Consider the following 12,663-nt stretch of genomic DNA (forward strand, 5'->3'; position numbering starts at 1 on the left):
GGTTATTTATTTTTATCCCGCATGTAACTGGCACTAATATCCCCACTTCAAAACTAAGCATGAATTCAAAGCATGATAATTGGGGATAAACCGCCAGTAAATGCCCGATTCTGCTCAACTAACAATCAGTGGGGGATGAAGGAACCCCCCACTGATTGAAGTTTCGCTTTATCGGACATGATTACTGCTATTAACATGCCGAAAGAAATCATCAGCGTTAAAACATCCACCATATCCATAGGCACCCCCGGGAAGGTTCCCAGAAGGAGAGAAAGTGAACCTAACCCCTCATGTGAAGCCAATCTATTATATTTTCTATTATCCACATCCTTGAATTGCAGACTGAAATAGGCAGGTATACCTTGATAGAGTTCGGCAGATCCGCTGTCCATTAAGGTGGTGCGTTTATCAGGGTGCACGGCGTAGCGTTCTCTCGCAGGTTTTTATTTTGATTGTTCTTATTCGAACGATGCTTCCATGTTGGATTGGAAGCGCTTGGTCCAAAGCACTTACTGGAGCCAGCCTTTTTCCTTAGCTTTTGAAATGGCTTCTATGCGGTTAGTCACTTCCAGCTTATCAAGAATCACGGAGACATAGTTGCGGACAGTGCCATTTGTCAGATAAAGCTGGCTGGCAATTTCTTTGGTGCTTTTGCCGTCAGCAATCAGCGTAATCACCTCTTCCTCCCGTTCGGTCAGCGGATTATCATGATCAAATGCCATATCAACCAGCTCTGGGGCATAAATCCGGTTCCCGTTCATAATCGTACGGATGGCGTTCGCCAATTCCTCGCTCGGACTGTCCTTGAGCAAATAACCACTCACACCAGCTTTTCTTGCGCGTTCAAAATATCCTTTCCGTGCAAAGGTTGTTAATACAATTATTTTACACGAATCATCTTTCAAGTTTTCTGCTGCATCAAGGCCACTTTTTACCGGCATTTCAATATCCATCACGCAAACATCCGGGTGATGCTGTCTCACAAGCGATAATGCTTCTTCACCATTTCTGGCTTTGCCGACAACCTCCATATCATCTTCCAGGTCAAGCAATGATCCCAGTGCCCCAAGCAGCATACGCTGGTCTTCTGCTATCACGATGCGTATCATAACAAGCCCTCCTGTTCTGTCCGCTGAATAACTTTTGGCACCCGAATCGTCAGTGTTGTACCGTTGCCTGATTTAATATTCAGGTTGCCATTGACAAATTCCAGCCGTTCTCTTATCCCCTGAAGTCCGTTTTCTGCGTATGTATCCTTTTTATTCATCATACCGATTCCATTATCCTGTACTTCAATCAACACCTCTTCCGCTGAGGTTGTAATGATAATTGTACAGGAAGATGCCCCGCTATGCTTGACGACATTGGTTACAGCCTCTTTTAGACACATGCTGAGCATATTTTCAACAAATAAAGGTGTATTGGTAAGCTCCGGGTTTCCTTCCATATGAAAATCAATCAGGGCAGCTTTAAGCATTTCCTGGATACGGGTAATTTCGTCTTCCAGTTTTGTACCTTTCATATTCGACACCATTTCACGCACTTCTTTTAAGGCCGTTCGTGCTGTCTGGTGGATATCATGTATTTCATTTTTTGCCGTATCAGGTTTCACATCCACCAGCTTCCTTGCTAAATCACTTTTCAGACCAATCATAGACAGTTTTTGCCCAAGTGTATCATGCAAGTCACGGGCAATTCGCTGACGCTCTTCCAGGACATCTAACTGGGACAGCTTTTGATTGGCAGCTTCCAATTGGCTTTCCAATGCTTCCCGCTTGTTCCGAAAATAAATCGTCAGCGGCAGCAGAATAACGCCAATAACGCTCAAGACAATAAACGGCAGCTGGGATAGGAATATTTCATTTTGGGTAAAAAAACCGATCGTGACTGAGGCAATCGTTGTAACAAGATGAACAACATAGAGTGTTATGAATCCAGCTTTATGCGGAATATTTCCGATGTAGAACGCCAAAAACAACGCGAAATAAACATAACCAAGAAGCACTGTCATGATGACGCTAATGACCATTTCAATTCCGACTGACAGGTAGACCGTCCAATTTTTTGACAGAAAAGATACCCGATAGGCAGTAAAAAACAGCAATATCATTAAAATACCGAAAACAATTTCCAAAGTTCCAAATGTCCGGAAGATAAAATAAAAGGGGAGAATACAAAAAATAATCCATGCATAAATACTGAGCCCCGTGTTTTTCGGGATAATATGATACCATTTCTGCATATTGTTCCTCCTAACTGCTTTCGTTAAGTATAACAAAAAACAAAACCCTCCAATACAATCGATGGAAGGTTTTTTTAAATAGCATTCTTATTTATCTTGCACGGATGATTGTCCTGGATTCATCTGGATGCCATATTTCCTCTTACGCAATAGAGCTTTAACTTCTTTAAAACTGACAAACGATTTGTTCGCTTCATCATACAGTCGGAAGCGGATTGACTTCAAGCTGGAAGCCAACGTTATCGTTGTGGCCTGTTGTAATGGCGGTGTCGATTCATGGGCTTTTTCCAAGTGATAATTCGGCACTCTTGGGCTTAAATGATGCACGTGATGGAAGCCAATGCTGCCCGTCAGCCATTGCATAATTTTTGGCAGTTTGTAATAGGAGCTTCCGTCAACAGCAGCTTTGACAAAATCCCACTCGTCTTCATTTTCGAAGTAAGAATCCTCAAACTGGTGCTGCACATAAAACAGCCAGATTCCCAGTGAACCTGCCATAAAGATAATGGGCAGCTGGATCATGAGAAACGCCTGCCAGCCGATGGTCCAGATTAACAGGCCGTAAATGACGGCAACCGATGCATTGATGACATACGTGTTCAACCGTTCCTTCCGTTTGGCGCCTTTTCGGTTAAAACGATTGGATAGGAGAAATAGATAGAACGGGCCTAATCCGAACATCACAATCGGATTGCGGTAAAGCCGGTAAGCCAGCCTGCCCCAAAAAGATGCGTTCACATATTCATCAACTGTCATCACCCAGACATCACCCGTTCCACGTTTGTCCAGGTTGCTGCTTGTGGCGTGATGAATCGCATGACTTCGTTTCCATTTTTCAAAAGCAAACAGCGTAATGATTCCGGTTATCGTCCCAATAATCCGATTGGCTTTGCCATTTCTGAAAAATGATCCATGTGTACAGTCATGGAAAATAATAAATATCCGAACGACAAACCCTGATCCAATCACCAAGAGTGGAAGTGTCAGCCAGATAGAGACAGACAAGCTTTGGTAGGCCAGAAACCAAATCAGGAAAAAAGGCGGAATCGTGTTGATAAGCTGCAGTATGCTTGCTTTCGTATCTGATTTAGCAAAAGCTGCTACACTTTTTTTCAACTGTGCTTGTTTTTGTTTACTCATAATTTCCTCCTGCAATAAATTACTTTCGTTAATATGTCTAATCTTTATGCTAGAGAAAACTAATGAGCTTTAAAAGTCATAAACGTCAAGTCTTGAGCATGACAAATGTCATATATGTTGGGATATGCCCTGAAGATATCATAACCCCATTCAGAAAGACGACAATTGTCACAATTAGTGTAAGTGTCACAATTAGCGAAAGACTTAATTGCGTTTACTGTTTCGTGATACTTTAACATTAATTGATTACTTATATTTTCAGAGGGTTAAATAGTTTATGTAAGAAGATATAATGCAAGTGGAGGAGATTTTGAAGAAGCTTGTAAATTGTTTCTGCCATAACGGGGGCAATTATGGAATACCTTGAGCAAAACCAAATACTTAATCTATGAATTTTTTAATAGTGAAATTCAATATAATATTGAAAATCTGTGGCATACCGCAATTTGGTATGATTTTTTCTTGTAATACACATTTATGCACACCCTATAAACCACTCCTGCAAACATATAATCCCCACCCCCATTTTCTGATATCATATACCTAGACGACTAGTTTTGGAGGAAGTACAACATGGGGAAATTGACATTACATGAATTAGAATCCCACCTATGGGAATCGGCGAATATATTGCGCGGGAGTATTGACTCCTCTGATTATAAGAATTATATCTTTGGTTTATTATTTTTGAAGCGTTTGAATGATGTGTTTGTGGAGCATGCGACAGCCGTTGAGCGTGAAGAAGGCGATGATTTTGCCTGGTATGACCGTGATGAGCATCAGTTCTTTGTGCCTGAACGTGCGCGGTGGGCGAATATTCAAAACCAGACACAAGATATTGGCAACAGCATCAATAAGGCGTTTGAAGCACTGGAGGAAGAAAACCCGTCACTTGAAGGTGTTTTGGCGAACATTGACTTCAATGAAAAGGATAAACTTCCGGATAAATTATTATTGCAGCTTGTTCAGCATTTTTCTTCTATTGATCTTTCCAATGCGAATCTTTCTGAGCCTGATATGTTGGGGCGCGCCTATGAATATCTGATCAAGCAATTTGCTGACGATGCGGGTAAAAAGGGCGGCGAGTTCTATACGCCTAGCAAGGTTGTTGAATTGATCGTTAAGTTAATCAAGCCTGAAGAAGGCATGCGCGTCTGTGATCCGACTGCCGGGTCCGGTGGTATGCTGATTCAGTCTGTCGATCATGTGAAAAGTGAAGGCGGCGATGCGCGGAACTTATCGTTGCATGGACAGGAGCGAAATTTGAATACATGGTCTATTCTCAAAATGAATTTACTGCTCCACGGTTTGAGTGATCATCGTATTGAACGTGGTGATACCATCCGGGAGCCAAAGTTGCTTGAAGAAAATGGCGAGTTATTGCTTTATGATCGTGTGATTGCCAATCCGCCGTTTTCATTGAAAAACTGGGGACGTGAGGAAGCGGAAAGTGATGAATACGGCCGTTTTCGTTTTGGTATTCCGCCGAAAAATGCCGGCGACTTTGGCTTTGTCCAGCACATGATTGCCACGTTGAATCATGAAGGTAAAGCTGGTGTTGTCATGCCGCATGGGGTTCTTTTCCGTGGTGGTGCAGAAGGGAAAATTCGTAAAGGCATTCTGGAAGAAGATTTGCTGGAAGCGATAATTGGACTGCCTCCGAATTTATTTTATGGAACGGGAATTCCTGCCAGTATTTTGATTTTTAACCGCCATAAAACAGCAGAGAATAAAGTGTTCATCCTGGATGGTTCCAAAGATTATGAAGAAGGTAGAAACCAGAACCTGCTGCGTGACGAAGATATTACGAAAATAGTTTCAGCGTACGACACCTGGGAAGACCAGGAAAAGTATTGCCGGGTTGTGGACCTGGAAGAAATTAAAGAAAATGACTATAACCTTAATATTGCCCGTTACATCGATACTACTGAAGAAGAAGAACAGATTGATGTCAACGAAGCACTGACCGAACTCCGGAAACTGGAAAACGAACGTGAAGAGATTGAAGATAAGATGTATGGGTATTTGAAGGAGTTGGGGTATGGTGAGTGAAAGTAATTGGATAACTACACCTTTAAAAAAGGCCGTTAATTCAATAATAGATTATAGGGGTAAAACGCCAAAAAAGCTTGGAATGGAATGGGAAAATGGCGATATTTTAGCGTTATCAGCTAATAATGTGAAGATGGGAAAAATCGACTCTGATTCTGAGGCTAACTATGGTTCTGAAACTCTTTATAAAAAATGGATGAAAGAGGAATTAGAAAAAGGCGATGTTTTAATGACTATGGAAGCTCCTTTGGGCAATGTTACTCAGGTTCCCGATAATCAAAGATATATACTCAGCCAAAGAGTAGTAGCTTTCAAAACAATTAATGAAATTGATAATGATTACTTTAAATATTATTTAATGTCATCAAGATTTCAAAACCTGCTTTATAGGTTTTCATCAGGGACGACTGCTAAAGGTATAAGCCAGAAAAATTTAAAGCCATTATCTATAGCTTATCCACCAAAAGCTGAACAACAAAAAATAGCGGCCATTCTTTCTTCTGTCGATGAGGCGATTGAGAAAACAGAGCAAATTATCGACCAAACAGAACAAGTGAAAAAAGGATTAATGCAGCAGCTTTTGACAAAAGGAATAGGTCATAAAGAGTTTAAGGAAACATCAATTGGAGATATACCTGAAAACTGGAAAATCATTAAGTTTGGGGATGTTTTTGAAATTTCCAGTGGACTATCATTCTCTCGGTCACAATTAGGAAACTCTGGATATTTTTATCTTCACTATGGTGATATTCATAAGACTTATAAACACTTTATAGATATTGAAAAAGATAATTCATGGATTCCGAGAATTGATATTGACAAGGATAAAGTAAAAGAAGGTAGCTTATTGAGGGAAGGGGATTTAGTTATATCAGATGCTTCTGAAGATACTGAAGGTATTGGAAAAAGTGTAGTTGTGAAAAATATTGGATTGAATGTATTCATATCTGGATTGCATACTATCGTGGCTCGTGACTTAAATAATGTTTTTTTAAAAGAGTTTAATGGTTACTTACTGTTAAATTCTATAGTACGCAAACAAATAAGAAGAATAGCAACGGGTGCAACAGTATATGGGATTTCTAAGGCGAATTTAAAAGAAATTTATCTTCCAGTACCACCTAAAGAAGAACAGCGAATAATATCTAATTTATTAGTAAGCGTAGATGAAAAAATTGAAAAAGAATTAGTTAAAAAAAAGAAGTTGAATTTTATTAAACAAGGCCTAATGCAACAACTCCTAACCGGCAAAGTCCGCGTCCCAATCAATGATGATGAAGAGGTGATAGAGACATGAGTATCACGCAAGACTGGAATGAAAAAGGATTAGTCGAGACCAGAGTGATTGATCACTTAAAACGTCTTGGGTATACGCATGTCAACGGGGCTACAATTGATGAGGAGCGAAGCACGCAGTCAGAGGTGGTGCTGCGCAAGCGGTTTATGGAAGCACTAAAGCGGTTGAATCCGTGGCTGTCGGAGAATAACCTCAACAAAGTGGCGCGTTCGGTGACGCATATGGATGCCACGAACGTCATGGAAGCGAATCAGGAATTCCATGAGCTGCTCATCAACATGATGTCGGTGCAGCAGGATTTGGGAAAAGGCCGGAAAAACCAAACGGTGAAGCTGATTGATTTTGACAACATTGACAACAACGAATTCCTTGTGGTCGACCAGTTTTCCATCACGAATGCGCTCGGTACGATTCGGCCAGATGTGATGGTGTTTGTCAATGGGCTGCCGCTCGTTGTGATTGAATGCAAGAGCCCGACATTGCCGCCGGATGAGCAGATGTCAGAAGGTGTGAAGCAGCTGCTGAGGTATCAGCGTGGGAATGAGCAGCTGTTTTATTACAATCAGTTTTTGATTGCCACCAGCAACGACCGGGCCAAAACCGGCACGATTGGTGCACGGCTGCAGCACTTCAGTGACTGGAAAGATCCGTATCCAAAGACTGTTGCGGAAATTGGATCCAGTCCGTCTGCACAGGATATTTTGCTGACAGGTGTTCTGGAGAAAGAGCGCTTATTTGATATCATTCAGAATTTTATCGTTTATGAACCGACAGACGGTAAAATCATCAAGAAAATGACGCGCTATCAGCAATACCGGGCAGTGAATAAGGCGGTCCATCGTATTTTGCATGCCGATGAACCGAAGAACCGCGGTGGTGTTGTCTGGGCGACGCAGGGTTCCGGGAAAAGTCTGGCGATGGTTTTTTTGGCAACGAAACTGCGCCGAATTGAACGGCTGGAAAACCCGACAATTGTGATTGTCACCGACCGGCAGGATTTGGACCGTCAGATTACCAATACATTCCGTGTGTGTGGTTTTCCCAATCCACAGCAGGCAGAGTCGGTTGACGAACTGAAGACATTACTGCAGCAGGGTCCTGGTACAACGGTGATGACGCTTGTCCAGAAGTTCCAGGAAGCGGATGGTGAAGAGCGTTATCCGGAACTCACCACATCTGAAAATGTCATTGTCATGGTTGATGAAAGCCACCGCACGCAATACAGCACACTGGCTATGAACATGCGGCTGGCCATGCCGAATGCCACGTATATCGGATTTACCGGAACGCCAATCGACAAAGAGGACAAGAGCACGTTCCGGACGTTTGGGCCGTATATTGATAAGTATACGATTGAACAGGCCGTGGAAGATGGCGCGACGGTTCCGATTTTTTACGAAGCGCGCATGGTTGACTTGCATGTGCAGGGTGAAACAATTGATGCGCTGTTTGACCGTTATTTCCGTGATTATTCTGAGGAAGACCGTGAACGGATCAAGCAGAAATATGCCACCGATGAAGCGATCACAGCATCACCTAAACGGATTCGCTCGATTGTGTTGGATATGATCGAACACTATGAAAACTACATCAGGCCGAATGGCTTCAAGGCACAAGTCGTGGCGGTTTCCAGGGAAGCCGCGGTTGTGTATAAGCAGATGCTTGATGAGCTGAGTGATTTTGAATCAAAAGTCGTTATTTCCGAGGGCCATAATGATGATGCGGAGATGAAGGAACACAATTTATCGAAGCAAGAGGAAAGGCAGATTATCAAGCGATTCAAGCAGCCGATGGACGAGGATCCCCTCAGTTTTCTCATTGTTTGTGACAAGCTTTTGACCGGATTTGACGCACCGATTGAGCAGGTCATGTATCTCGATAAGCCTTTGAAAGAACATAATCTGCTGCAGGCGATCGCCCGGACGAACCGGACGTATGACAAAAAGTCGTACGGTCTGATTGTGGATTATTACGGTGTTTCCCGTTTTCTGGAGGAAGCACTGGGTGTTTTCCATAAGGATGATATTAAAGGCGCTATGCATGAAATTGATGAGGAGATGCCAAGGCTTGAGTCTCGGCACCGTCAAGCAATGCGCTTCTTTGACTATATCAACAAAGAGAATCTGGAAGCCTGCCTGCAAGTGTTGGAGCCGGAAGATGTCCGCAATGAGTTCGATACAGCCTTCAAGAAGTTTTCGGAAAGCATGGATATGGTGCTTCCGAATCCGAAAGCCAAACCCTATGTCGAGGATCTGAAATGGCTGGGTAAAATCCGCAAACTCGCCAAGTCGCGCTATCATATGGAAACAGGGATGGACATTTCCGACTGTGGTGAAAAGGTAAAAGAGCTGATTGAAGAGTATGTTTATGCGACAACACCACATGTGCTGGTCGAACCGATTGATATTTTATCGAAACGGTTTGAACAGAAGCTGGACGAAATCGAAACACCGGAAGCGAAGGCAGCGGAAATGGAGCATGCGATCAAACATGAAATCCGGGTGAAGCTGGACGAAAACCCGGTACTGTACACGTCACTAAAAGAGCGGCTGGAAGAATTAATCAAGAAGCGCAAGGAACGCCAGCTGACAATTGAGGAACTCTTGGAAGAATATCACGACATGATTGATAAAATGCGCAGTAATGCTGAGGAAAGCGCCGAGCATGGCTTTGAACCGGAGCAGTATCCGTTTTATCAGATGCTTGAAAAAGAGCTGGAAGGTTATGAGGATGATAACGTCAAAGAGCTGACGCACATCATCACGGAAATCATTCAGGACAATGCAGTCATCGATTGGACATTCAAAGATGATGTGAAACGCGAAATGCGCAAACGGATTAAACGCCAGCTCCGCGCAAGCAATTGCCCGTCAAAGCAGGTTGAAAGTCTCGCACGGCAGCTGATGGAACTCGCTGAAGTGCATTACAAGCATATAGCGTATTGAATGTAAAAGCATGGCATCAGGTGAAAGGTGCTATGCTTTTTCAAGTAAGCGTTAAGCCATTATTAGGTACTGGTCGACCATCCGATGTCAATTATTAAAAATCTGGTTTTTGGTGCTAATCTTGCTTTTCCTTAACAGGTAAATAATCGAATATTTCACCTGTTTTAGTGAGTTTGGTTAGTCTATCCAGCCAATTGTAATATTGTTTTGCTTCTTCGAGTTGTTGATAATCCATGATAGCTCTTCCTCTTAACGTTTCATCTGTTTCGCTATCTTTAATCACCTCGTCAAGTTGCTTTTGAGCTTTTCTAATACTGACCAAAAACATATTTACTTCACGTTCCCATTTTGAACCAAAGAACTCAGAAAAATAGTTGAAGAAATTTTTTTCAGCTACAAATGAATCTTTTCTTGAACCTTTTTGCCAAACCTTTTGAACGATATTAATATCTTGAAGCTTCCTGACAGATGTGCTCATGCTCGGTTTACTCATGCCCAATTCTTCTTTCATTTCATCCAGGGTGATCGGTTGATGTTTAAAGTACATCATGCCAAATAAGCGTCCAACCGAGGGGGTAACGCCATAAAGGTCCATCGTTTCTGCTATGGTGTTAATCATCATATTTTCAGCTTCTGTGACTTTATCCATATTTTTTTCACGCTTATCTCTACTTTGATTATCTTCCATTATGACACCTCATTTTCCCGGAAAATAAAAACTTAATTGCCCTATCTCTATGATATCAAAGACTGTGTTAAGTTTATTTATAATAATTTTATTGTTTATTTAGTTTATGATGATTATTAGGACTATGTCAAATTTGGTACTTTAGGCTTAAAAATCGAATGAAAAAAATTAGAGAAATGCAGTTCACCATCTGAACGGGTTGGATAAAAGAAACATATATTCAGAAAAGGAGACGATTTCAGTCTGAGCATCGCCTCCATTTCTTACGTTTCCCCAAAACGATTAGACTTGTTAACCTCGCGATTATTTCATCCAGCTTTCAACTAAATCCTGATTCTCTTTCACCCATTTTTTCGCTCCTTCAATAGGATTGTCTTCATGTTCCTTAACATAAACCATTAATTCACCAAGCTGCTCGTCATTCAGTTTCCAATTCTTCAGCCATTTATGCACTTCTTCATAATCTGAGGCAAATCCGTCTCGTGTTGCCATATATATTTTTTCTACCTCACCATAGGTTTTTTTGGGATCATCCAAAAATTTCAAGTCCAATTCAGAGAAAATATAATGTGGTTTCCACAAGGGTGCAACGATAGGTTCCTTTTGCTTCACCGCATTCTTAAGTGATGCAATCATCGCTGCCTCGCTGCTTGAAACCAGGTCAAAATCAAGATCATAGTCATTGATAACTTCTTTCGTGACCTTCATCGTTCCTGCTCCAGGTTCAAATCCTGTTATTTCACCATTAAATTTATCCTTATTTTCATTTAAGTCTTCAATGCTATTAATATCTTCCATATATTCTGGAACGACTAATCCTACTTTCCCATTCTCGTACCAAGGGTTTTTTGCGAAATCAGCACTGTCTTTATACGCTTCATAATAACTCTTATCTTGTACTGGCAACCAAATTTCGGGAGCGATATCTAAATCGCCTTCAGCTAAGGAAGCCATCTGAGGTCCCATTTCTATAAGTGTGAGTTCCACATCATAACCCGCTTCTTCCAGAATAGCTTTCCACATGTTCGTAACCGCAATATTTTCGGGCCAATTAATTTGTCCAATAGTGATTGGATCCTTTTCTTCATTTGTATTTGTACTATTTGAATTATCGGCTTCAGCACCACAAGCAGTAAGTAATAAAAGTAAAACAACCAATAAAGTAAATGAACCTTTTTTAAAAACGTTCATTACAATTATTCTCCTTTCAGAAGTTTAATGTCATTAGGTTTTAAGTTAAAACCAGGATATGTAAAAGGTCACTGTCTTATTGGCACATCATAACCACCTCTCTTTTGTTAAATATGAATTTAACATATTTAATCAATTAATAAAATTAAAGACATCTTACATGTTAACAAATAATAATATGATGTCAAATTTGTGAAAAAACAAGTTTAAATGAAGGTAGTAAATATTCAAGGGTTGACAGTCAATCAGAAGGACTGATATTCTTATCTTGTTCAATTAATTAAATATAAATTTAACAAACTAAATTTATTAATGAATACATAAGTAAAAGGAGTGATTATTTGAATTTAAAAAGAATGTTTATTAATGGCAAGTGGATCGAGGCCAATTCTGGTAAAACGCGTGATATTATGAATCCCTATAATAAAGAGATTATTGCAACGGCATCTGAAGGCGATATAGAAGACGCAGAGCGGGCAATTGCTGCAGCTCGGCATGCGTTCGATCATGGCGATTGGCGTCATACAACGGGCCAGGAGAAAGGAAAGAAAGTGCATCGCGTGGCTGAATTGATCGAGCGTGATGCGGAAGAACTCGCTGAACTGGAAACGTGGGATACAGGTAAAACATTGGAAGAAAGTCGCACTGATATGAGCGATATAGCTGAAGTATTCCGGTATTTTGCCGGGCTTGCAGATAAAGACGGGGGTGAACTTATTGCCTCACCGATTCCTGATAGTGAAAGCAAAGTTGTGAGAGAGCCAGTCGGTGTCTGCGGTCAAATCACGCCTTGGAATTATCCGTTGCTGCAAGCGGCATGGAAGATTGCACCTGCGCTTGCGGCTGGGAATACAATCGTCATGAAACCGAGTGAAATCACACCACTCACAACAGTAAAAGTGACAGAGCTAATGGAAGAAGCTGGTTTTCCTGCAGGGGTTGTAAATCTTGTTTTAGGGGCAGGTGAAACTGTGGGTGAAACATTAGCAAACAGCCCTGATGTCGATTTGATTTCTTTTACGGGCGGGATTGCAACTGGTAAGAAAATTATGCGTGCTGCATCAACCAATGTGAAGAAAATCGCACTTGAACTAGGCGGTAAAAATCC

Annotated in this window: 10 protein-coding genes; 4 read left to right on the plus strand and 6 right to left on the minus strand. The window is 41.4% G+C overall.

From position 1 onward, the window contains the following. Positions 1–125: 125 nt before the first annotated feature. From VK080_RS08660 to VK080_RS08675, 4 genes are all read right to left on the minus strand, one after another. The gene (locus tag VK080_RS08660; protein WP_324224368.1) at positions 126–419 is read right to left on the minus strand and encodes a hypothetical protein; all 294 of its coding nucleotides are present in this window, start codon (positions 417–419) and stop codon (positions 126–128) included. Between the two features lie 90 nt (positions 420–509). Next, positions 510–1,109, minus strand: a complete 600-nt coding sequence (locus VK080_RS08665) for a response regulator transcription factor (RefSeq protein WP_324224369.1) — start codon at positions 1,107–1,109, stop codon at positions 510–512. Then, positions 1,106–2,242: a sensor histidine kinase gene (locus VK080_RS08670; protein ID WP_324224370.1), complete on the minus strand. Its 1,137-nt coding sequence runs from the start codon at positions 2,240–2,242 to the stop codon at positions 1,106–1,108. The genes VK080_RS08665 and VK080_RS08670 overlap by 4 nt, the downstream gene beginning before the upstream one ends. 87 nt (positions 2,243–2,329) lie before the next feature. Continuing rightward, on the minus strand, positions 2,330–3,382 hold the full coding sequence (locus VK080_RS08675; RefSeq protein ID WP_324224371.1) for a fatty acid desaturase: 1,053 nt from the start codon (positions 3,380–3,382) through the stop codon (positions 2,330–2,332). 573 nt (positions 3,383–3,955) lie between these two features. Between VK080_RS08675 and VK080_RS08680 the strand changes: the two genes are divergently transcribed. The 3 genes from VK080_RS08680 to VK080_RS08690 are packed head-to-tail and all read left to right on the plus strand — an operon-like array spanning position 3,956 to position 9,676. After that, the gene (locus VK080_RS08680) at positions 3,956–5,434 is read left to right on the plus strand and encodes a class I SAM-dependent DNA methyltransferase (RefSeq protein WP_324224372.1); all 1,479 of its coding nucleotides are present in this window, start codon (positions 3,956–3,958) and stop codon (positions 5,432–5,434) included. Next, positions 5,424–6,731 carry a restriction endonuclease subunit S gene (locus VK080_RS08685; protein ID WP_324224373.1) on the plus strand — a complete coding sequence of 436 codons (1,308 nt, stop codon included), beginning with the start codon at positions 5,424–5,426 and terminating at the stop codon, positions 6,729–6,731. The genes VK080_RS08680 and VK080_RS08685 overlap by 11 nt, the downstream gene beginning before the upstream one ends. Then, entirely contained in the window at positions 6,728–9,676 is a 2,949-nt protein-coding gene (locus tag VK080_RS08690; protein WP_324224374.1) for a type I restriction endonuclease subunit R, read from the plus strand. The genes VK080_RS08685 and VK080_RS08690 overlap by 4 nt, the downstream gene beginning before the upstream one ends. 115 nt (positions 9,677–9,791) lie before the next feature. On the opposite strand, the gene cudC is transcribed toward VK080_RS08690, so the two are convergent. Then, positions 9,792–10,364, minus strand: coding sequence for a choline uptake/conversion transcriptional regulator CudC (cudC, locus tag VK080_RS08695; RefSeq protein ID WP_324224375.1), 573 nt, complete (start codon positions 10,362–10,364; stop codon positions 9,792–9,794). 303 nt (positions 10,365–10,667) lie between these two features. Continuing rightward, entirely contained in the window at positions 10,668–11,555 is an 888-nt protein-coding gene (locus VK080_RS08700; RefSeq protein WP_324224376.1) for a glycine betaine ABC transporter substrate-binding protein, read from the minus strand. Between the two features lie 356 nt (positions 11,556–11,911). Here VK080_RS08700 and VK080_RS08705 point away from each other — a divergent pair. Then, positions 11,912–12,663: aldehyde dehydrogenase family protein (locus VK080_RS08705; RefSeq protein ID WP_324224377.1), on the plus strand; the 752-nt coding region annotated here is incomplete at its 3' end.

It is taken from the genome of Lentibacillus sp., from assembly GCF_035301925.1.
Lineage (GTDB): Bacteria > Bacillota > Bacilli > Bacillales > Amphibacillaceae > Lentibacillus.